The sequence below is a fragment of the Actinotalea subterranea genome (assembly GCF_008364845.1).
Taxonomy (GTDB): domain Bacteria; phylum Actinomycetota; class Actinomycetes; order Actinomycetales; family Cellulomonadaceae; genus Actinotalea; species Actinotalea subterranea.
Genome location: NZ_VTTP01000003.1, coordinates 250,499 through 271,756 on the forward strand (window position 1 = coordinate 250,499; position 21,258 = coordinate 271,756).

At 71.4% G+C, this 21,258-nt stretch carries 20 protein-coding genes; 4 read left to right on the top strand and 16 right to left on the bottom strand.

What is annotated here, in order from left to right:
- Nucleotides 1-69: 69 nt before the first annotated feature.
- The 5 genes from FZ988_RS07010 to FZ988_RS07030 form a co-directional block, all read right to left on the bottom strand.
- A complete protein-coding gene (locus FZ988_RS07010) occupies nucleotides 70-600 on the bottom strand; it encodes a low molecular weight protein-tyrosine-phosphatase (RefSeq protein WP_149203300.1) in 531 nt (176 codons plus the stop codon).
- The gene (locus tag FZ988_RS07015; RefSeq protein ID WP_188079014.1) at nucleotides 597-1,124 is read right to left on the bottom strand and encodes a GNAT family N-acetyltransferase; all 528 of its coding nucleotides are present in this window, start codon (nucleotides 1,122-1,124) and stop codon (nucleotides 597-599) included. The genes FZ988_RS07010 and FZ988_RS07015 overlap by 4 nt, the downstream gene beginning before the upstream one ends.
- Before the next feature lie 477 nt (nucleotides 1,125-1,601).
- Nucleotides 1,602-1,994, bottom strand: coding sequence for an SdpI family protein (locus FZ988_RS07020; protein WP_149203302.1), 393 nt, complete (start codon nucleotides 1,992-1,994; stop codon nucleotides 1,602-1,604).
- Between the two features lie 113 nt (nucleotides 1,995-2,107).
- Entirely contained in the window at nucleotides 2,108-2,620 is a 513-nt protein-coding gene (locus FZ988_RS07025; RefSeq protein WP_149203303.1) for a hypothetical protein, read from the bottom strand.
- Nucleotides 2,617-2,883, bottom strand: coding sequence for a hypothetical protein (locus tag FZ988_RS07030; RefSeq protein ID WP_149203304.1), 267 nt, complete (start codon nucleotides 2,881-2,883; stop codon nucleotides 2,617-2,619). The genes FZ988_RS07025 and FZ988_RS07030 overlap by 4 nt, the downstream gene beginning before the upstream one ends.
- A 1,487-nt stretch (nucleotides 2,884-4,370) precedes the next feature.
- Between FZ988_RS07030 and FZ988_RS07035 the strand changes: the two genes are divergently transcribed.
- On the top strand, nucleotides 4,371-4,709 hold the full coding sequence (locus FZ988_RS07035) for a hypothetical protein (RefSeq protein ID WP_149203305.1): 339 nt from the start codon (nucleotides 4,371-4,373) through the stop codon (nucleotides 4,707-4,709).
- A 62-nt stretch (nucleotides 4,710-4,771) separates the two neighbouring features.
- Here FZ988_RS07035 and FZ988_RS07040 read toward each other — a convergent pair whose 3' ends face one another.
- From FZ988_RS07040 to FZ988_RS07060, 5 genes are all read right to left on the bottom strand, one after another.
- A complete protein-coding gene (locus FZ988_RS07040; protein WP_425457960.1) occupies nucleotides 4,772-5,728 on the bottom strand; it encodes a carbohydrate ABC transporter permease in 957 nt (318 codons plus the stop codon).
- Between the two features lie 110 nt (nucleotides 5,729-5,838).
- Nucleotides 5,839-6,795 (bottom strand): carbohydrate ABC transporter permease, encoded by a 957-nt coding sequence (locus FZ988_RS07045; RefSeq protein ID WP_149203306.1) that lies wholly within the window; start codon nucleotides 6,793-6,795, stop codon nucleotides 5,839-5,841.
- A gap of 145 nt (nucleotides 6,796-6,940) precedes the next feature.
- The gene (locus tag FZ988_RS07050; protein WP_149203307.1) at nucleotides 6,941-8,329 is read right to left on the bottom strand and encodes an ABC transporter substrate-binding protein; all 1,389 of its coding nucleotides are present in this window, start codon (nucleotides 8,327-8,329) and stop codon (nucleotides 6,941-6,943) included.
- A gap of 43 nt (nucleotides 8,330-8,372) precedes the next feature.
- Nucleotides 8,373-10,058, bottom strand: a complete 1,686-nt coding sequence (locus FZ988_RS07055) for a glycoside hydrolase family 13 protein (RefSeq protein WP_188079015.1) — start codon at nucleotides 10,056-10,058, stop codon at nucleotides 8,373-8,375.
- Nucleotides 10,059-10,336: 278 nt separating this feature from the next.
- Nucleotides 10,337-10,726, bottom strand: coding sequence for a VOC family protein (locus tag FZ988_RS07060; RefSeq protein WP_149203309.1), 390 nt, complete (start codon nucleotides 10,724-10,726; stop codon nucleotides 10,337-10,339).
- A gap of 94 nt (nucleotides 10,727-10,820) precedes the next feature.
- On the opposite strand from FZ988_RS07060, the gene FZ988_RS07065 reads away from it, so the two are divergent.
- Nucleotides 10,821-11,645, top strand: coding sequence for a TetR/AcrR family transcriptional regulator (locus FZ988_RS07065; RefSeq protein WP_246169291.1), 825 nt, complete (start codon nucleotides 10,821-10,823; stop codon nucleotides 11,643-11,645).
- 6 nt (nucleotides 11,646-11,651) lie between these two features.
- On the opposite strand, the gene FZ988_RS07070 is transcribed toward FZ988_RS07065, so the two are convergent.
- The gene (locus tag FZ988_RS07070; protein WP_149203310.1) at nucleotides 11,652-12,662 is read right to left on the bottom strand and encodes a LacI family DNA-binding transcriptional regulator; all 1,011 of its coding nucleotides are present in this window, start codon (nucleotides 12,660-12,662) and stop codon (nucleotides 11,652-11,654) included.
- A 189-nt stretch (nucleotides 12,663-12,851) separates the two neighbouring features.
- Between FZ988_RS07070 and FZ988_RS07075 the strand changes: the two genes are divergently transcribed.
- The gene (locus FZ988_RS07075; RefSeq protein WP_188079016.1) at nucleotides 12,852-14,504 is read left to right on the top strand and encodes a methyl-accepting chemotaxis protein; all 1,653 of its coding nucleotides are present in this window, start codon (nucleotides 12,852-12,854) and stop codon (nucleotides 14,502-14,504) included.
- 88 nt (nucleotides 14,505-14,592) lie between these two features.
- On the opposite strand, the gene FZ988_RS07080 is transcribed toward FZ988_RS07075, so the two are convergent.
- Nucleotides 14,593-15,321 carry a hypothetical protein gene (locus FZ988_RS07080; RefSeq protein WP_149203312.1) on the bottom strand — a complete coding sequence of 243 codons (729 nt, stop codon included), beginning with the start codon at nucleotides 15,319-15,321 and terminating at the stop codon, nucleotides 14,593-14,595.
- Between the two features lie 160 nt (nucleotides 15,322-15,481).
- Complete coding sequence (locus tag FZ988_RS07085; protein ID WP_149203313.1) at nucleotides 15,482-16,501, bottom strand: DMT family transporter; 1,020 nt, start codon at nucleotides 16,499-16,501, stop codon at nucleotides 15,482-15,484.
- A 274-nt stretch (nucleotides 16,502-16,775) separates the two neighbouring features.
- Between FZ988_RS07085 and FZ988_RS07090 the strand changes: the two genes are divergently transcribed.
- Entirely contained in the window at nucleotides 16,776-17,162 is a 387-nt protein-coding gene (locus FZ988_RS07090; RefSeq protein ID WP_149203314.1) for a hypothetical protein, read from the top strand.
- Nucleotides 17,163-17,293: 131 nt separating this feature from the next.
- On the opposite strand, the gene FZ988_RS07095 is transcribed toward FZ988_RS07090, so the two are convergent.
- From FZ988_RS07095 to FZ988_RS07105, 3 genes are all read right to left on the bottom strand, one after another.
- Nucleotides 17,294-17,785, bottom strand: coding sequence for a hypothetical protein (locus FZ988_RS07095; RefSeq protein ID WP_149203315.1), 492 nt, complete (start codon nucleotides 17,783-17,785; stop codon nucleotides 17,294-17,296).
- 606 nt (nucleotides 17,786-18,391) lie between these two features.
- Nucleotides 18,392-20,563 carry a hypothetical protein gene (locus tag FZ988_RS07100; protein WP_149203316.1) on the bottom strand — a complete coding sequence of 724 codons (2,172 nt, stop codon included), beginning with the start codon at nucleotides 20,561-20,563 and terminating at the stop codon, nucleotides 18,392-18,394.
- Nucleotides 20,560-21,186 carry an ABC transporter ATP-binding protein gene (locus FZ988_RS07105; RefSeq protein WP_149203317.1) on the bottom strand — a complete coding sequence of 209 codons (627 nt, stop codon included), beginning with the start codon at nucleotides 21,184-21,186 and terminating at the stop codon, nucleotides 20,560-20,562. The genes FZ988_RS07100 and FZ988_RS07105 overlap by 4 nt, the downstream gene beginning before the upstream one ends.
- Nucleotides 21,187-21,258 lie beyond the last annotated feature (72 nt).

The following is a 21,258-nucleotide window of genomic DNA, read 5'->3' on the forward strand; positions in this document are numbered from 1 at the left end:
CTCGGTCGGCGTCGTCAGGCGCGTTCACGGGGTCCAACGCCGGACCGTGGCCGATGGTGCCCGCGAGCGCTACCGACCGGGCTCGCGTGCCGCGAGGGCAGCGCGGGCGTGCTCGACGACGGCGTCGGCCGCCGCCTCGACCTCGGCGAGCGTCACCTCGAACCCCTCCTGGTCGCCGTACCAGGGGTCGTCGACGTCGAGCAGGTGCTCGGGGCCGTCGGTGGGCGCCGCGGGGTCGAAGGAGCGGTACATGCGCACACGGTCGCGGAGGCGCGGCTCGTCGTGCGCGAGCGCACGCAGCGCGCGGGCGTGGGCCGAGGTCATCGCGAGTACGAGGTCACGCGTCGCGAGGTCGACGGCCGTGACCTGGCGAGCCCGGTGCGCGGGGACCGGGTATCCGTGCGCGGCGAGCACGCGCTGGGCGCGCCGGTCGATGGGACGACCGTGCTCCTCGTCGCTGATCCCGGTGGAGTCGACGAGCACGCGGTCCCCGAGCCCAGCGCGCTCGAGGCGGTCCCGCAGCACGACCTCGGCCATGGGTGACCGGCAGATGTTGCCGGTGCACACCGTCATCACGCGGTACACGTGGGGTTCCGTCATGGTCGTCCTCCCTCACCGAGCTCGGCGGCCATGAGCACCCCGACGCCGCCCTGGAACGTGATGCCCGCGAACGTGGAGCCGCGTGCGACCTCCCGGAACCCGTGCTGGGCGTGCACGAGGATCGACGGGAGGTTGCCGGCGTTGATGACGCTGCGCAGCACGTCGGCGCGCTCCGCGGACCAGGCGACGAGGCCGCCGAGGAGGCGGTCGGCCGTCCCGCGCCGGCGGTGGGCGGGCGCGACGGTGAGCGCCTGGACGTACAGGCCGTCGGGGACGTCGAGCCCGGTGAGCGGTGCGACGCGGGCCCAGCCGACGACCTCGCCGCCGCGGTCCCCGACGAGCACCTGACCCTCGGGGGCGGCCACCCACGCGGCCAGCCGGTCGCGGAACCCGGCGGGAAGCTCGCCGCGGCTCGAGGCTACGGCGGCGACGCCCTCGACGTCGTCCGTGCGGGCGGCGCGGATCACGACGGAGGGGTCGAGCACCCCGCGGGTCGCGGGCTCGAAGTCGGCGAAGAGCGGCACGCGCGTCATCCTGCCATCGCGCGATCACGCCGAACGGCCGTCGGCTGCGGGCTGCGGGCTGCGGGCTGCGGGCTGCGGGCTGCGGGCTGCGGGCTGCGGGCATGGAACAGCCCGTGGGCTACCGGTCAGGGGGACCGGCGCGCCGTGCTGGACGATGCACGGCTCCCACGGGCTGCGGTGACTGCCTGGGTCTCGCTGCCGCACGAGCGGTAGGGGACCGGAGGCAATCCGTCCGATGCCATCGGGCGACTAGCGGGCAGTCACCTCACGCGTCCGAAGAGAAATCATCTTCTGGACCACCTCCTTTCCCGTGTGACAACGACGGTACGTCGGCCCCGCGCGTCGTGCCAAGGGTTTTCGCCGAGGTCGAACAGGGTCCATCAGGTGGGCCCGAATCGGGGCGTCGCGAGGGTGCTGCTCGACGCGCTGGGCGCGGCCATGAGCGGTCGGACGGCGACGGACCCGCGGTCGCAGCGGTCAGTCGAGGCGCGTGCCGCCCCGGCCGAGGGGTGCCACCGCACGGGCGGCCGACGACGCCCGGGCCGCGCCGATGATCAGCCAGGCCACGCCCCAGGCGGAGCCGCCGATCGCCACGACGGTGAAGGCCACGCCGTCGTGCAGGAACGGCGCCGCGAGACCCGACAGCGCCATGCCGGCCGCGCCGATGTCCGTGGGCCCGCGAGCCGCCAGGTGCCCGACGCGCCACGTCTCCGGGCTCCGCTGCACCGTCGGGGTGCGGATCCCCGCCCACGGGTTGGGCCCCATCCGGCCCGACGCCGCGCGGCGGACGACGACAGCAATCGCGATCGCCCCCAGGACCAGGCAGACGCCCGCCACGAGTGCGGCCTCCAGCGGTATCGGCTCGTCCATGACGGCCCCCTTCTCGCTCGAAGGGAGCCTAGCCACGGCGGGACGGGCCTGCCCCAGCTGGTCCGGCGCATCAGGCGACCTCGAGCGCTCAACGACACCGGGGACACCGTCGACTACTCCCCGACGACACCTAGGACCAGCTGGTCGCCCGACGCCGAGAGGTAGGCGGTGCTGTGCCACCCCTGGTACGAGAACGCCGCGTCGAGCTGCTCGCCCATCAGCAGGTCGCCGTCGGGCACGGCGGGAGCCAGTGCGTCGACAACGTCCGGTGCGTCAGTGGCGGGCGCCAGATCGAGGGTGTTCCGCAGTTCGTCCGCGGTGCCGGGCGGGAGTGTGACGACGGCGTCGATCCAGTACAGGGACGGCCCGGGGGCGTCGCTGGAACCGAGCGTGCCGCTGTACCAAGTGGCGTCCTGCACGCCTTCGAGCGTGGGGATCCGGGACGTCAGGGGGGCGAGGTCACGGCGTTCGGTGCCGTCGCCGGTCTTGGTGGCGGTCTGCGGCATGTCGGTACGAGTCCCTTCGGGGGTGCGGGGGCCGGCGTCGCACGCGGCAAGGCCGAAAGTGGTGGCGACGACGACGGCGATCGCCGCCAGGCGGCCGCGTGCGGTCCGACGATGGTTCATCCCCCCGGCTCCTCGGTGAGGACTTCGGTCGCACCCTCGGGGGAACCGACCTGCCAGGTGATGGTCCGGGTGAGCCCGCCGCTCGTCGGGAACGGCTTGGCCCAGCCGACCTCGGTGAAACGGCCGTTGGCGTCGTCGGGCGCGCCGCTCGCGATGTCGGCCTGACCACGGTTGAAGCTGTAGTGGTCCTCGGCGTGCACAGTGACGGTCATCGTCACGGTGGTGCCCTCGACGGTCATCTCGTCGTCGACGCTAACGCGCATCCGCTCGTGCATGACGGCCCCCCTTCCCGCTCGAGGGGAGACTAGCCACGGTGGGAGGCCTGGTGCGGAGGACCGCGGCCGGTCGGGTCTACCGGTCGCCCTGACTGACCTCGGGAGATCTCGCCCGCAGCTCTGCTACGGCCGATGCGCGGGCGGCTGGTCCGTTCGGACGAAGCACGCGCAGGACGAAGGCGCGGGCGCCGCCGTGATGAGCGCGATCTCAGCGATCCCGGTCGTAGGGTCAGTGGCTGGGAAAGCCGTCACTCAGGCGTTCGGTACGCCAAGCGGGGTGACCCAGGCGGCAACTACCCGCGTGGCGATGAATCAACCAGGGCGCTTTGGCCGCACGGTCACCTTCTGGGCCGACCATGTCGATGCTTGGATCTTGAACCTGGCGCCACCTTCGGCAGTGAGCTCGTCATTCGCGTGGCTATCATCAGACGGGCGCTTCCACCTACTAGGGGATTTGATGCCACTCGCATACCAACCGGCTTCTCGCCCTCCTGACAAACTCCGCCATAGCCCTGGGGGCTTCCGTGCTCATTCTTGGCGCAGGATGCGGGATTGCTTTCGAGGCGGTCACGGGGAGTCACGTGGGCGTGGCCGTCGCCCAGGCGGCCAGCAGCCTGCTTCGGGCGCCACTGCTCGGCCTGGGCTTCGTGTGGGCAGCCCGTTGGAGCGTCGCACGGCGAGATCTGTCGCGAGGACGAGGACCGTCGGCCACGTCGCAGCCAGGCACTCGCGACCTTGTCTACGCCCTGCCGCTAGCAGTCGCCGTGGCCGCCTTTGTCCTGCTCGTATAGGCGGGGTCGCCGCCTTGGTTAGACCATTCAACTCGTCCCCGGCGCGGCGAGCGGCCTGGATGACCTCGCGAGTTCAAGGTGCTGGCAGAGACGGGCGGCCAACGAACGTCGGGGGGAGCAGCGCGCCGTACGGCTCACAGCGCGATACCTCCTGCACAAAACGCACGATCGCGGGCCGCGCGAGGACGATGACGAGGGTGGCTTTGGCGGCTCATCGCACTCCAGGGCGTGTTGGGCGAGGCGTCGGCGCTCGGGTAGAGGTCGAGGGCGTGGACGCTCGTGACAGGCGCGGGCGAGCGGATGGTCTGCCCACCCGGTGGCGGAGTCGCTCGCCAGCCCGGGGGCTCCCGGCCATGAGCCCACCTGCCAGACTCGACCCCATAACCGCGGCTACCGCCTGGCAAGATCATGATCAGTAGCGGACGTTATCGAAAGAGTGAGCCCGCAACTACGGCCGACGCGGCCGCTCGCTGCCGCGAACCGCACAGGGAGCGACCCATTCGATATATCCGAGAATCCGCGTTTGCCTGGCGCCTGCTCTATCGCTTCTCGAGGCCCTTCGTCACGCGCTCCGTCGCTTCCCGAGATTCTCGTGGCCGATCACGGGAAGGAATAGCCAGGGACGTCGTCAACGATGGCTTGGGTCCGCAGGCTTCGGTGTGGGGCCGCGACTACGCCCTCGAGGTGCTGACGTACTCGGTCCCGGTGCTGTCGTTCGTCGCGTACCTGCCGGCTGCTGCAGCCGCGCTGGTGGCGCGCTCGTTCGTCGGCCCGCTCGCTGCGGGTTCTGCCCTGGCGCTGGCCGTTGCACTGATCTTCCCCGCACTTGGGCTCGTCGCACCCTTGTCACTACGTTTCGCACGCGCGCGCCGCCAGCTGCGTGCATGGCAAGCGAATGGCGAACCACCGGGAGAGTCGCCGTCGGACGACTCGCTCCCGACACGTGCTGACCTCGTCGTCGGCGTATCGATCGGAGCGGTGTTCAGTGCCGCGCTCATCGCTGGTGTGCTCCTCGACCACTGAAGGAGCACGACGACCGGTTGAGTCCAGGATCGGCTACCGCAGCCTCACAGCCGCCGCCCACCTCACCCCTTGACCGCCCCGCCGAGCCCGGCGCCGCGCAGGAAGAGGCGCTGGAACACCAGGAACACCAGCACCGGGATGATCGTGGAGATCGCGAGCGCGGCCATGAGCACACCCATGTCCGTGGATCCCTGCAGGGACGGCAGGCGCACGGACAGCGGTTGCAGGTCCGGGTTCGGCAGCACGAGCAGCGGCCACAGGAAGTCCTTCCAGGACGCGATCACGGCGAACACCGAGACGACGCCGAGGATCGGCTTGCTCATGGGCAGCACGATCGACCAGAACAGCCGGAACGGCCCGGCGCCGTCGACCCGTGCGGCCTCGAACACCTCGCGCGGGAGCGAGTCGAAGAAGCGCTGCACGAGCACCACGTTGAACGCGCTCGCACCCGCCGGGAGCCACACGGCCCAGAACGTGTTGAGCATCGACGACCCGACGGGCGGGTCCAGGATCGTCAGGTACAGCGGCACGAGGAGCACGACGGCGGGCACGAACAGCGTCGCGAGGACCGCCCATTGGAGCGCCTTCGCGTAGCGGGGGCGCAGCACGGACAGCACGTACCCGCCCGTCGCGGCGACCACTACCTGGCTCACCCACGAGCCGGCCGCGACCCACACGGTGTTGAGGAAGTAGTGGCTCACGCGCACGTCGTTCCACGCCTCGGCGAGGTTGCCCCACGCGATGCCGTTCGGGAACACCGCGAGCGGGGTGCGCAGGATGTCCTGCGTCGGCGTGACCGCGAACTTCGCGAGCAGCACGATCGGGCCGATCCCCCAGATCACGAGCAGCACGAGCATCACCAGGTGCACCGTCGACATGCCGCGCCGCACGAGCGGACGTCGCCAGTCGGCCTCGGACAGGATGCCGCGGTCGGCCTCCGCGTCCCGAGCCCGGCGACGCCGCCTCGAGCCACGGCCCGACGAGCTCCCCGGCCCTTCATGCGCGGGACGGCCCGCCAATGCACGGGACTGGACGCCCTCGCCCCGGCCCAGGTTCCCCCCGGCCGCTCCCGTGGCGGCTCCGTGGGCGGCGGCGTGGGCGGCGGCGTGCGAGCCTGCGGCGGTCGTGGTCACGAGGTGCTCCAGCGTCGGGTCAGACGGAAGTAGGCGAGCGACGCGACGGCGAGGAGCACGGCGAGCAGGAGGCTCAGCGCCGTCGCCTGGCCGTAGTCGGCACCGAGGCTCTGGCCGAACGCGTAGCGGTAGATGAGCAGCAGGATCGTCAGCGTCGCGTTCGCCGGCCCGCCGCCCGTGAAGAGGTACGGCTCGAGGAACACCTGGGCGGTCCCGATGACCTGCAGGATCAGCGTGATGAGCAGGACGCCCCGCAGGTGCGGCAGCGTCACGTGCCAGATCTTGCGCCAGATGGACGCCCCATCGACCTCGGCTGCGTCGTACAGCTCGGCAGGGACGCTCGTCAGGGCCGCGAGGTAGATGATCACGGTGCCGCCGGCCGCGGCCCACGTGGCCTCGAGGACCAGGGACGGCATGGCCCACGTCTGGTCCTGGAGCCACGGGAACGGCCCCGCGCCGAGCCACCCGAGGATCGAGTTGAACACGCCCTCGGGCCGGGGGTCGTAGAAGAACTTCCACAGCAGCACGGCGACGACGGGCGGCACGACGACGGGCAGGTACGCGAGCGCCGAGAACAGCCCCTTGAGGCGTCGCACGTCACTCATCAGCACCGCCGCGACGAGCGGCACGGGGTAGCCGAAGAGCAGCGCGAGCACCGCGAACCACGCGGTGTTGCGCAGCGCCTGCGGCAGCAGCGGGTCCGCGAACACCGCCCGGAAGTTGTCCAGGCCCACCCACGTCGTGGTGATGAGGTTCGTCTCCTGGAAGCTCATGAGCACCGCCCGGCCGATCGGCAGCCACGAGAACACGCCGAAGACGAGCAGGAGCGGGAGCGCGAAGACGAGGGCGCTCAGGCCTCCGCGCCGCACCCACGCCGCGGGGCTTCGTCGGCGCCTGACCGGGGTGGGTTCCGGGGCCGGCGCGCGGCCCCGGGTGACATCGGGGGTGGTCATGCCTCGCCTCTCAGGGGTCGAGCAGGGACGTGGGGGCCGGACGTCGGCCAGGGGGCATCCGCGGGCCCGGCGCCCGGACCGGTCGCACGCTCGTCCAGGGTGAGCGTGCGACCGACCGGGGCGCCGGACACCGCGGGGGCTGAGGTCAGCCCTCGTCGAGCAGGGCCTGGACCTGCGTGTTCGCGGTCTCGAGGAGCGCGTCGATGTCCGCGTTGTCGTCCGTGAGGACGGCCTGCACCACGGTGTCGAGCGCGCCGTACGTCTCCTGCGTGGAGCGGCTCGGCTCACCGACCACGGGCTGGTCGAACATCACGTCCGTGTACCCGACCATCTGCTCGAGCGGCACGTTGATGTAGTCGGCGACCCACTCGAGCGAGAGCTCGTACTGCTCGCGGCTGAAGATGGGCAGCACGGGCGTGCCGACGGCCTGGCCGTTGTCCGCACGGACCTCGGCGTCGGCCACGGCCTGCTCCTCGTCGAGGAGCTTGCTCAGGTAGAAGAAGTCGATCCACCGGACGGCCGCGTCCTTGACGGCGTCGTCCGCCTTGACGTTGACCGCGGCGAGGGTGCCGCCCACGAGCACGCCCGCGTCGTCGCCGTCGACCGGGATCGCGGTCAGCCCGTAGTCCGCGCTGTCGAGGCCGTTGGTCTCGATGAGCGACGTCAGGACGTCGGAGCCGGACGTGTACATCGCCGTCTGGCCGCCCGCGAAGGCCTGGTTGATGGTGCTCCAGTCGAGCGTCGTGTCCGCGAGGACCGAGTCGTCCTCCCAGCGCAGGTCGTGCAGGAACTGGAGCGCCTCGCGCGTGCCGTCGTTGTCGAGCGTCGCCGTGTACGTGCCGTCGTCGCCGGCCTCCTGGACGCGACCCCCGCGCGAGTACGTCGCGGCGGCGAGCTGCCACCCGCCCGTGTTGTTCGCGGCCATCGTCGCGAAGCCGGCCTGGCCCGTGGCGTCCTTGATCGCCTTGGCGGCGTCGCGGACCTCGTCCCAGGTGGTCGGCGGCTGGTCGGGGTCGAGGCCCGCCTGCTCGAACATCGCGCGGTTGTAGTGCAGCGCGACGCCGTAGATCGACTTCGCGGGGATCGCGTAGACCTTGCCGTCCTCGCCCTTGCCGGCGTCGAGCAGCGTCTCGTTGAAGTCGTCCGCGTACTCAAGCGCCTGGAACTGCTCGTCGACGTCCGCGAGCTGGCCGTTCTCGATGAGCGTCTTGGCGTCCGTCAGCGGGATCTCGTAGACGTCGGGCAGCGTGCCGCCCGCGAGCTGGGCCGCGAACGTGGTGGCCCGCCACTCGTACTCGACGGCCTCGATGTCGATGTCCGGGTTGAGGTCCTCGAACTGGGCCACGCGCTCGTCGAACGCGTCGAAGGCCTCCTGCTCGGACCCCGGGATGAGGCTGACGACCCTCAGCGTGGTCGTCGCCTCCGAGTCACCGGCGGGTGCGGCGTCGTCGCCGTCCGTCCCGGCGCACGCGGTCAGTGCACCCAGGGCGAGCACGCTCGTGAGCGTCATCGCCGCGCATCGTGTGGACCTCATCGTCACTCCTTCTGTGGGTCGAGCCGGTCGGCTCGTTCGTGCGTTACTCGGGTGGGGTGGGGGTGGGCCTGGAGGTGGCAGCTGGTGCGGCGGGCAGCCGGAGCCACACCGCGGTGTCGGTGGGCAGCAGCCCGTCGACGAGCTCTCCGCTGGCCACGAGCACGGCGTCGTGCGCGGGCAGCGGAACGGGCGCGGGGCTGAGGTTGACCACGCATGCGAGGCCGTCGCCGCGCATGAACGCGAGCACCCCGTCGTGCGCGTCGGCGTCGAGCCAGCGCAGGGCGCCGGTGCGCAGGTCCGGGTCGTCGCGGCGCAGCGCGAGCAGCGTGCGGTAGAGGCTGAGCATCGAGCCCGGGTCCTGCGCCTGGTGCTCGGCGGTGAGGTCTGCCCAGTCGCGCGGCTGGGGCAGCCAGGGCTCGCGCGCCGTCGGGGAGAAGCCGTAGGGCGGTGCGTCGCCGGACCAGGGCAGCGGCACGCGGCAGCCGTCCCGCCCGGGGTCCACGCCGCCGGAGCGGAAGTGCATGGGGTCCTGGAGGCGGTCGAGCGGCAGGTCCTCGACCTCCGGCAGCCCGAGCTCGTCGCCCTGGTACACGTAGAGGCAGCCGGGCAGTGCGGCCGTGAGGACCGCTGCGGCGCGGGCCCGACGTCGCCCGACGGCCAGGTCCGTCGGCGTGCCGAAGCGCTTGGCGGCGAAGTCGAAGGACGAGTCCGCGCGGCCGTAGCGCGTGACGGGCCGCGTGACGTCGTGGTTCGACAGCACCCAGGTGGCGGGTGCGTCGACGGAGCGGTGCGCCTCGAGCGTCGTCTCCACGGACTCGCGCAGCTCCTTCGCGTCCCACGGCCGGGCCATGAAGTCGAAGTTGAAGGCCGTGTGCATCTCGTCCGGGCGCAGGTACTGGGCGAACCGGGCGGCGTCCGCGAGCCACACCTCGCCGACGAGCACGCGCGGCGGGTCGTACGCGTCGGCCACGCGCCGCCAGGAGCGGTACACGTCGTGCAGCGCGTCGCGGTCCATGTGGGGGTGCTCGCCCGGGCCCGGCCGGTCCGGGACCTCCGGCAGCGCCGGGTCCTTGACGAGGAGCGCGGCCGAGTCGATGCGGATGCCCGCGACACCACGGTCGAACCAGAACCGCAGGATGTCCTCATGCTCGGCGCGCACCTCCGGGTGGTCCCAGTTGAGGTCGGGCTGCTCGGGGGTGAACAGGTGCAGGTACCACTCGCCGGGGGCGCCGTCGGGCCCGGTGGTCCGGGTCCAGGTAGGGCCGGCGAAGCTCGACTCCCAGCGCGTCGGCATCTCGTCGCCCTGCGGGCCCCTGCCCGGGTGGAACCAGAAGCGCTCGCGCTCGGGCGAGCCGGGGCCGGCCGCGAGCGCCGCCTGGAACCAGGGGTGCTGGTCGGAGACGTGGTTGGGGACCACGTCGACGATCGTGCGGATGCCGAGCGCGAGCGCGTCCTGGACGAGGCGCTCGGCCTCGGCGAGCGTCCCGAACGCGGGGTCGATCGTCCGGTAGTCGGCGACGTCGTAGCCGCCGTCCGCCATCGGAGAGCGGTACCAGGGCGTGAACCAGAGGGCGTCGACGCCCAGGTCACGCAGGTAGGGCAGGCGGGCGCGGACGCCCGCGAGGTCGCCGGTCCCGTCGCCGTCGGCGTCCGCGAAGCTGCGCACGTACACCTGGTAGATGACCGCGGTGCGCCACCACGCGTCGTCGTGCCTGCCCTGCTCTGCCACGTCGGCGTGACCTCTCGCTCCGTTGCGACGGCGGGCGATGAGGCCTGCCGGCGAGACCGGTTCCCCTCCCGTGCCGGGGCTGCCTCGCGTCGCCGACACTAAAGGAGGCGACTGGTTGCACGCAAGAACTTGACAGGACGGTTATCGAAACGTGATCAGTCTCCGTTGGTCATACGACAGGCCGCCCGGTGCGGGTGCGCAGCGGACGGCCTGTCGTGACCTCGACCACGCCCGCGGCGCCACGGGAGCGGGCGACGACGGACGCGATCGGGCGCGCATCACCCCGCGGTCGGGCCGTTCCAGTCCACGAGCTGCACGATCACCCCGTTGGGGTCGCGGACCTGGAACGCGCGCTCGCCCCACTCCTCGACGGTGAGCGGCATCGTGATGGCGACGCCCTCACGCTCGAGGCGGGCGAGCTCGCCCTCGAGGTCGTCCACGACGAACGCCAGGATGACGCCCTGCGCGCGGTCGTTGCGCTGGTCCTCCGGGAGCGTCGGCAGCCCGCGCCGGAGGAACACGACGCTCGCGCCGGCGTCGTCCCGCGCGAGCGACGCGAACCCGTCGGCGGACATCGTGACCGTGAAGCCGAAGTGGTCGACGAGGAACTGCGCCGACGCCTGCGCGTCGTCGACGTTGAGGGACACGGCGGTGGCTGAGATCTGCATGCTGCCTCCAGGGCGAGGGTCGAGCGGGAGCGGAACGAACGCCGTACATTGTACGACGTACGCTGTACAACGCCCGAGGAGCGAGAATGTTCCCGTGACCCCCGACGCGCCTTCCCGGCGCACGCCCGCCGACGCCGACGCGCCCGCCCGGACGAGCGCCGGCGACCCCGCGCGCACGCTCGCGCTCCTGTGGCGGGACCCGTCGGCACTCCCCCGGCGCGGCCCGCGGCGCGCGCTCGACGTCGACACGATCGTCGACGCCGCGATCTCCCTGGCCGACGACGAGGGCCTCGCGGGGCTGACGATGCGCGCGGTCGCACGCCGCGCGGGCGTCCCACCCATGTCCGTCTACACGTACGTGCCGGGCAAGGCGGAGCTGCTCGACCTCATGCTCGACGCCGCGTACGCACGCATGGACCGCCGCCCCACCACGGGGCTGCCGTGGCGCGAGCGCGTGCGCGCGGTGGCGGAAGAGAACATGGCGCTGTACGAGGCCCACCCGTGGGCCGCCGCCGTGTCGACCCTGCGCCCGCCGCTCGGGCCCGGCCAGATGGCGAAGTACGAGCACGAGCTCGCGGCGTTCGACGACGCGGGGCTCGACGACGTGACGGTCGACGACTGCCTGACGCACCTCCTCGTCGTCGTCCGGGCGTGCGCACGCGACTCGATCGAGGCCCACGCGACCCGCGAGCAGACCGCACAGGGCGACGAGGAGTGGTGGGCCGCCGCAGGCCCGGTCCTCGAGCGCGTCCTCGACCCTGCGGCCTACCCGCGGGCATCCCGGATCGGCTCGGCAGCCGGTGAGGCCCACGGCAGCGCGCACGAGCCGGCGCACGCCTACCGCTTCGCCCTCGACCGCGTGCTCGACGGCCTCGAGCGCCTCGTCGAAGGACGCGCGGGGACCGCCGCCGACGGGTGAGCCCGGTCAGGCGGTCGTGGCGGGCGCCGTCGAGCCGCGCACCACGAGCTCGGGCTCGAACAGGAGCTCGTCCTGCGGGGCGGCCGAGCCGGCGATCTGCCCGACGAGCAGGTCGATCGCGGCGCGACCCATCGGCTCGATGGGCTGCCGCACCGTGGTCAGGGGCGGGTCCGTGCAGTTCATGAGCGCCGAGTCGTCGTAGCCGACCACCGAGACGTCCTGCGGCACGCGCAGGCCTGCGCGCCGCACCGCCCGGATCGCGCCCAGGGCCAGGGGGTCGCTCGCGCACACGATGCCCGTGACGCCCGCACGCAGGAGCCGGGCGGCGGCGGCCTGCCCGCTCTCGAGCGAGTACGCGCTGCGCGTGACGCGGTCGTCGCCGAGCTCGATGCCCAGGCGCGCCGCCATCGCGCGCGCGGCGCCGAGCTTGCGTTCCGACGGGACGTGGTCGGCCGGGCCGAGCAGCATCCCGATCCTCGTGTGGCCGAGCGCGGTGAGGTGACCGAGCGCCTGCTCGACGGCGACCTCGTCGTCGCACGAGACGCGCGGGAACGGCAGCGACTCGATCGACGCGTTGATGAGCACGGCCGGCAGGTTGCGGCGCACGAGGCGCTCGTAGTGCGCGTGGCCGGCGTCGCGCTGCGCGTAGTTGCCGCCCGCGAAGACGATGCCCGAGACGTGCTGGCCGAGGAGCAGCTCGACGTAGTCGGCCTCGCTGATCCCGCCGGCGGTCTGCGTGCACAGCACGGGCGTGAAGCCCTGCTGCGCGAGCGCACCGCCGACGACCTCGGCGAACGCGGGAAAGATCGGGTTCGCGAGCTCGGGGAGCACGAGCCCGACCAGCCGGGCCCGCTCGCCGCGCAGCTTGGTGGGGCGCTCGTACCCGAGCACGTCGAGCGCCGTGAGGACGGCCTGACGCGTGGGCTCGGAGACGCCGGGCTTGCCGTTGAGGACGCGACTGACGGTCGCCTCGCTCACTCCGACCTTCTGGGCGACCTCGGCCAGCCTGCGCGACATGACGCAACTCTACGACAGCGACTGCAAGCGGCTTGCGCGATCGTGCGCGTCGATCACGCCGCTCGGTGCGACCGGCCCACCGGGCACATGATCGATCCAGCGGGTGAAGCCTGGCCAGGTTCGCTCACCGCGCTCCGCGTGCGGCCGATAGCGAGGACGCCACTCCCCTGCACGCGTGAGGACATCCCTGTGCCATCGAGCCCGACCACCACCCTGCCCGACGGCCCCGACGTGCGCCTCGCGCGCGACTCCGGGACGCCCGGACGGCCCACCCGCCTCGGCGGCCTCCGGGTGCGGGCACGCATCCTGGCCGGCGTCCTCGTCATGGGCGTCGTCGTCGTGGTCGTCGGCCTCGTCGGCGTCAGCCAGATGAGCACGCTCGGCAACAACGCGAACGCCCTGTACGAGGAGAACCTGATCCAGCTCAACGAGCTGGCGTCGATCCAGCGCTCGCTCGCCTCGAGCCGCGCCCGGGTGCAGGAGTACTCGATCGCCGACGACGAGCGTCGGGCCGAGATCAGCGGAGAGGTCGACGAGCTCCACGCGGCGATGAGCACGGCGATCGAGGACTACCGGCCGCGCGCCATCGACGCCGCGGCGTTCGACGGGTTCGCGGTGGCGTTCGACGAGTACCAGGCGGTCGTCCCGAAGCTCTTCGAGGTCGCCGAGACGGGCACCACGGCGGACTTCCAGGTGCTGTTCACCGACGAGATGCGCCCCGCGCTGTCGGACGCCGGTGACACGCTCGAGGCGGAGCGTGAGGCGCAGGCCGCGGGCGCCCTCGAGCGCAACGACTCCGGCGTCGCGTCGATGGCCAGCGGCCTCCGACTCATCGTCCTCGTGAGCGTCGTGGGCATCGCCCTCGCGGTGACGCTGGCCCTCGTGGCCGCACGCAGCGTGACGCGTCCGCTCGGCGCCGTGAGCCGTTCGCTCCAGGCCATGGCCGAGGGTGACCTGACGGTCGAGTCGGGCGTCTCCTCGCGCGACGAGGTCGGCACGATGGCGCAGGCCCTCACGGGTGCGCAGAGCGCGCTGCGTGACGTGATCACCCAGGCGCGCGACTCCGCACTCGCCGTGGCCGCGGCCTCCGAGGAGCTGTCGCTGACGTCCGAGCAGCTCGCCGTCGCGTCCGACGAGACGTCGGCGCAGGCCGGTGTGGTCGCTGCCGCCGCGGAGCAGGTCAGCGCCAACGTCGGCACGGTCACGGCCGGTGCGCACGAGATGGAGGCGTCGATCGCGGAGATCGCCCGCAACGCGACCAACGCGGCCCGGGTCGCGGGCAACGCCGTCGAGCTCGCGGGCTCGACCACCCACACGGTCGCGAGCCTGGGCGAGTCCAGCGCGCAGATCGGCAACGTCATCAAGGTCATCACGTCGATCGCGGAGCAGACGAACCTGCTGGCGCTCAACGCGACCATCGAGGCCGCGCGCGCCGGTGAGGCCGGCAAGGGCTTCGCGGTCGTGGCCGGTGAGGTCAAGGAACTCGCCCAGGAGACCGCGAAGGCCACGGAGGACATCGCCGAGCGGGTCGCCGCGATCCAGGCGGACGCGTCGGGCGCCGCCTCGGCCATCGCGCAGATCACCGAGGTCATCACGGAGATCAGCGACTTCCAGACGACCATCGCCTCGGCCGTCGAGGAGCAGACGGCGACGACGGAGGAGATGAGCCGCAACGTCACGCAGGCCGGGACCGGGACGGAGGAGATCGCGCGCAACGTCTCCGGCGTCGCGTCGTCGGCGGCCATCGCGGCCGAGGGCGTGGGTCAGACCCGTGCTGCCTCGACCGACCTCGCGCGGCTCGCGAACGACCTCACGTCCGCGATGAGCCGCTTCACGGTCTGAGCACCGACCCGGGGCACGCGGCCGTCATCGGTGACGCGTGCCCCGGCCCTCGGGCTGCGGCGCCGCTGCGAGCGGTGGCGCGCCGTGCTCAGCGCGGCGGGCCCGGCGGCGGTCCGTACGGGTTGTGACCCGGCGGAAGCGGCGGGTTCACGGGTGGGGCCTGCTGCGGGTAGGCCTGCGGTGGCTGGCCGTACGCCTGAGGCGCCTGGCCGTAGGCCTGCGGGTACGCGCGTGCGGCCGCCCGGCTCGACCACGTCCGGGTCAGGTGCAGGGCCAGGAAGCCGAGGCCGAACATCACGGGGCAGAGCACCAGCAGGAAGGCACCGACGCCGTACCGGTAGCCGTCGGTCGTGACGCCCTTCGTCGAGGTGAGCGCGAACGACTCGACGCCCGCGCCCGTGCAGCTGATGTAGTCCGTGCCGAGCCAGTCCACGGCGGCCACCGGGACGAACGTGCGCGGCGTGCGCTCGAGCGTCCGCAGGGTCGGCGCGACGCCGTCGGGCCGCTCGACCACGACCTGGTCGATCTCCTGCTTGCCGGTGCTGTAGACCCGGCTCCTCTTGATGCACTCGACGGTGCTCAGGTCGGCCGTCGCCGGGTAGGCGAGCACCATGAACCCGCCGGGCCGCACCGTGTTGGTCGGTACCTCCTCGCCGGGGGTGAACTCGGAGTCGACGGAGAACTCGCCCTTGTCCTGGAAGACGCCCGAGCCCGTGACCGCCATGATCCCGAAGGCGGCCACCATGAGGGACCCGCCGAACCCGACGAAGATCCACATGCCGACGACGAGGCGGAAGCGCTCCGCGAACCGGCCCATCAGCGGGCCGCGTCGGGGGCGAGGTGGGCAGTCCGTCTCATGCTGTTCCCGTCACTGGCGAGCTGGGCCTCGGATCCGGGGGCCCTGGATCGGCGAGGGCGTACGTTACCGCGAACCGGGCACGGCGGGACATGTCGGTCGCGGCCGCTGGCGGGCCTCGCTAGTGGGCGTGGCGGTGATGCAGGTCGGGCACGTGCGGGTGGTCGTGGACGACGCGCTCGTGCGCGTGCGGGTGCTGGTGGCGTCCCGTGAACCCGTCCGGGTGCTCGTGGTCGTGGTGGCCGTCGGCGTGGTCGTGCTCGTGGTCGTGCTCGACGGCGTGGTGCTCGTGCTCATGGGTGTGGTCGGAGCGGGAGACGAGCCCGACGCCGACGACGGCGACGACGAGCGCGACCACGACCATCGGGACCAGCGGCTCACCGAAGACGGTCCAGGCGACGACGGCGCCGAGGAACGGTGCGCTCGCGAAGACGACCTGGGCGCGCGCCGCGCCGAGGTCCCGCGCGCCCGCGACCCACAGGGTAATCGACGCCCCGTACCCGAGGGCCCCGACGACGAGTGCGGCACCGACCGCGGCCAGTGGCGGCGGCCCGGCCAGCGTGAGGCCGATGATCGTGTTCGCCCCACCGGCGACGACGCCCTTGGCGAGCGTGATGTGCGCGGGGGCGAGCTCGTCGAGGTCCGCGGTGACGCTGTTGTCGATCGCCCAGCACACGCACGCCGCGGCGATGAGGGCCGCCCCGATCCGCAGGTCCGTCGTCGCGCCCGGCCCGCTGATGAGCACGCTCGCCACGGCGACCAGCGCGGCGCCGACCGCGACGTGCCGGCCGATGTGCTCGCGGAAGAACACGGCCGCGATGACCACGGTGAACACGAGCTCGAGGTTGAGCAGCAGCGACGCCGTCGCGGCGGTCGCGTGCTGCAGGCCCAGCGCCAGCAGCACCGGCCCGACGGCGCCGCCCAGCACCACGGCGGTGATCAGCCGGCCTGCCCCCCGGCGCAGCGACCCACCGTCGGGGCGGCTGTGCAGGCTGCTCGGCAGCACCGCCAGGGCCGCACCGAGGTAGAGGAGCCCGGCGAGCGTGAACGCGTTGGTGTCCTGCGCGAGCTGGGCCGCGAACGGCGTCGACGCCCCGAAGAGCAGGGCGGCGAGCCCGCACCGCACGACACCCCGACGCATGGTTCAGCCCTCACTCCGGTCGGTCCGCCGCGAACGAGTGTCCGCCGGGGCCATTGTCGTCCACGCTCGGGTCGCGGCCGCCCGGGGGCCGGACCGTGGGGCATGGTCGAGTGGTGGAGTCCGGACGCGCGGTCGCGCCGGCTCCATGGCGATTGCGCGGGTCCCGGCCCAACGAGTCTGCGTTGGCCCTGTTCCGGCGCGCGGTTGTGGGTCGCTGTCGGCCTCCCGCGCCGTACGCTCTCTCGCGAACCACACCAAACCGCTGGGGCTCGCTGTGGACGTCAAGATCGACCTGGATCTCGCCGCCGGGCAGATCGAGGCTCGCGGCGCGGACTGGGAAGCTCGCGGCCTTCGGGTTGGTCCGATCACGTGGCGCGACCAGGCCCGCACGTGGCCGCACCAGGTCGTGGCTGGCCGAGCTCGGGCCGCAGAGCCGGACTCCGTTGGAGTCAAGGTGATCTGCGGCGACGAAGAGGGCGAGCTGGTCCTCTACGCCGGAGGCTGGGCAGACGTCCTGTACTGGGGCGGCCAGGGTTCGAGCGACGTCGTGGACGAGATGGTTGGCGACTACGACTCTCCTCTCACCCAGGATGGCTTCGCAGGGGTGCTGGACGACTTCGGCGCCCGCTTTCGCGGCGTCGGCAGCGCACTACCGCCGTAGGGCCGCTCCGCGGCGATCGCGGTTCCTGCCCTGCGGTGCGCCCCCTCCACCGGCCGCCACGGCGTGCGCGCGCAGATCCGGAGGCAAGTGCCCTGGGCCCTCTCACCCAGCCAGGTGAAGACGCATCCAGGCTAGGTCGCCGGATCTCCCAGGACGGCCGTCACCCGAAGCAGCTCCCGCGGCCCCCTCTCCGCGAACTTCCGGAGAGCCGCGATGCACCTCGCCCGCAACGGCTCGTCCGAGGTCGAGAGCAACGAGTCGAGGACATCAACCGCGAGGAAGTCGTCGGCCTCCGGTGACGCGCTGGAAGCGCGCTCGAGCGCCGCGCCGACAGCCTCCCGGAGCGCGAGGCGCACGCCCCGTACGACCTCTTCGTCGGCGGCGGTCCGCCCCGCCGAGCCAGCCGCCAGCTGGCTCAGCAGCTCCCAGGACTCTCCGCGGCCCGCAGGCGATGCGGTCGCGAGGCCGTGCGCGACGAGCCTGGCCACCTCTTCCGCACCAGCACGCAGCACCTGGTTGGGAAGGAACGCCGCCTCGAGGATCCACCTCGAACGCTCGGCCTCTCGCGGCGACGAAGCACTTTGCAGCTGCCGGACGAGTCTGGCGCTCGACGGACTGGCCATCAGATCCGATTCGTTCGTAGGCAGTCCGCCCGCACCCTCGAGCGCCCACCCCGGTTCCCTGTCACAAGGGTGGGGTCCATGGCTCCTCCTGGGTTTCGGACGTCAGGCACCGTCCACCACCGTGACCCCACGCGCTCGCGCACGGTCCATGAGGCGCGTGATCCGCGGAGGAGCAACGGGGTAGATCCGGACTTGATCTCCGCGAACCAACGAGAGATCGACCCCCAGGAACACTCTCCGAAGGCTCGCCACCTCGTCCCATGCGCACGCGACGACTTGGCCTCCGCGAGCCGATGCTGTCCACCTGGGTCCGAGAAGTCGGGTCATGACGAGCCGAAGCGGCTTCACAGCCGTCAGCTCGACGGACGCCTCATCGAACCGAAGACCAAGCAGCGGCCAGGTCGCCGCGACCTTGCCGGGAAACACGGCGCCGACTCGCATCGCTCGCCTCACCGCGCTCTCGGTCACGGTCCACCCCGTGGACCTCAGCTAGAAGCAGCATAGGGACGCGGGCAGCCTCGCGCGGGCTCAACTTCGACAGGGATGGGCCGGGCGATGCTCGGCCGCCATCTCGCCAACGGAAGCCACCGGCGCGGAGGAGCCCACCTATCGGGGCCGCGGAGAGCTACGAACGGCCAGCGCCGCAGCGACTGTCGCGGCAGTTGCGACCGCCGCGCCGACAACGAGAAGAACCCCAACTACAGAGTCGGCGGAGCTGATGGCCCCTGCCCCGAGCCGGGTTGCGCTGAAGCTGATGAGCAACCCGCATGCGGCGCCCAGCGCGGCCCCCAGCATGAGGGGCAGCCCCACGAGCCCGCCTCCCAGCCCTAGGAATCGCGGGAACGACCCCGCATAGATGGCGAAGATGCGATGGCGACCGCGCATGCGCACCATCTCGTTACCGAGCGATGCCACACCCATCGCAGCGGCCAAGAGGCACGCAAGAGCTCCGGCCGCCACGATCCACAACGCCTGTCGCGCTCCGACGGCCGAGCCGACGACCCACGTCTGCCCGGGCTGTTCGAGAGCGGGCACCGGGCTCACAACGGCTCTGGCCGACGACGAGACGGCCACCGGGTCGATCGGCGCGCCGTCGCCCGAGATGAGCAGTACCTGACCGGGACCAACTGGCCCGGTTCGAACCACCGTCGCGTCCGTGGGGCCCCAAAGGCGCAGCGCCGGGGGAGCGTCGCCGCCGAGGCTGCCCAGCGGGGCGCTGGCCCCCTCACCGGGCACGCACGATCCGAACAACTCTTCCTGCGTGGCGCAGGTGGCGACGATCTCAGCGGCCGCGGTGGGTGTCGGACCACCGACAAGCTGAAGCAGGTGTATGTCGGAGGGCAGCGACGACTCCAAGAGCGGCAGCCACGGCGCCTTCTCAGAGGTGTTCATGACAAAAGATCTCTCCGCATTGAGGACTTGCGCCTTCTTTGCCTGCACGAACACCTCAGCCGGGCGAGTCGCGAGAACGGTCGCGAAGGTTGCGACGAGGCCAACTATGCCCATGAACACCGTCGCGCGGACGGCTGGGCGCGACATGACTGCCATCTCCTGCCCGACTAACAGAAGTGTTGGGCGACTCGTTCGCCGACCAACTCTGATAGCGCCGCGTCCGAATGCGACAAGGATGCTCGCTGTCGCCGGCCCTAGAAACAGCATGCAACACACGGCGCCGAGGAACATGACGAGAGCCGCGAGATCGGGGTCGGTCGGGAAGAAGAGCCCGTAGAGCCAGTTCGTAGCTGTTAGGGATGCGACCAGTCCGAGCACCGGTTTCCCCGATACCGATTCTGCGTCTCTGGTTGGCCGCGGGCCACGGAACAGCGACCGTCGTGGTCGATTCGTGGCCCAGAGCACCTCCCACAGCAGCACACAAGCTAGAGTCGCCGCCGCCACAGTCGTGACAACCTGCCGAGAGTCGGTCGACGGCAGGAAGGTGTACCCGGCGAGCGGGAGCGTCCACTCGAAGCGCTGCAAGAGCCCTACGACGAGCAGTCCAGCAACACCCCCAAGGATGATCGGCTTCGCCGTTGCACGGAGAAGTGCGACACGAAGTTGAGCACGTGAAGCACCCACCGCAGTGGCGACTGCCACAGCGCGGTCCCTTCGCTCTCCCCCAAGCCGGGAAGCCACAACCATCAGTACCAGCAGCGGCGCAAGCGCGAAGACAACCGTGAGCAAGAAGGCACCAGACCTGCTCGACTGGTAGAGCGCTGACCCGATGAAGCCCTGGTCTCCGCGGCCTTTGTCGACAGGCACTCCGAACCCCGCCACGCCAGTCCAGTACGGCGGCGGATCAAGGAGGGCAGAATCGACGCCCGCATAGACAATCATCTCTCCAGGGTCCGCCAGAACGATCGGATCGATCGAGCCGACAACCTTCCCGTATCGCGCGAGATAGACGTCGGCCCCGCTGAGTTCCGCCACGGCCGGCGAGACGAACAACTCACCGGCCTCGGGCCACCGGCTGGAACCCGGCGGGGCGCTGACACTTCCCGTCGGCAAGAACCACTCGAAGGTGACCTCGTGCCCGTCGATCTGCTCACTACGCATTGTCCAATGGGCTACAAGCGGCTCGCCAGAAGGCCGTGCCACGTCAGTTTCGACCACCTCGACTGGAGCACGGGCCGCATCCCGCTCCAGCCTCGCGTCATACTCGTGATCGACTCCCGCAAGGATGTTCAGGACGAGCACGCCAATGAAGGCTGTGACACCCAGAAACCACGTCCAGAGGCGCTCGCTCTCGTCGCCCACCTTGTAGACGTTCAGCGTGGTCACCCACACACCCCGTCGCGGCATCGCAGCGAGCCGTCCTCTAGGAGTAGTTGGCGGTCGGCGCGCTCGACTGTTGTCTGGTCATGCGAGACGACAACGAGGCCGACGCCGTGTGCGTGGCATTGATCGAAGAGGATGTCGCCCACCACCTCCTTCGTCTCGCCGTCAAGGGAAGCGGTGGGTTCGTCGGCGATGACCAACGGCGGTCGGTTGATGAGGGCCCGCGCGATGCCCACACGCTGCGCCTCACCGCCCGAAAGCGTTGCGGCGGAGCTCTCGAACTCCGCCATCTCGAGCGAGTCGAGCAATGCACCCGCGCGCCTTTGCGCCTCCTGCCACGGGACGCCATTCAGCATCGCAGGAAAAGCGACATTCTCCAATGCTGTCATCGTGGGAATGAGCTCGCTGTCCTGGAATACTAGTCCGACGTTGTTCCGCCGGAAGCCTGCGAGGCCTGCCCGCCCGATACCCAGGATGTCCTGACCTAGAATGTGGACCGACCCCGTGTCTGGTCTAAGGAGCGCCGAGACGATGGCGACCAGCGTGCTCTTACCTGACCCGGAGCGGCCAGATATCGCGATCGATGCACCCTCGTCGAGACTGAATGAGACCCCCTTGAGCACCATCCTTCGCCGGTATCCGAACGTGACATCGCGTACATCAAGAAGTGGCACTCTCTCGCCTCACACGCTGCAGGA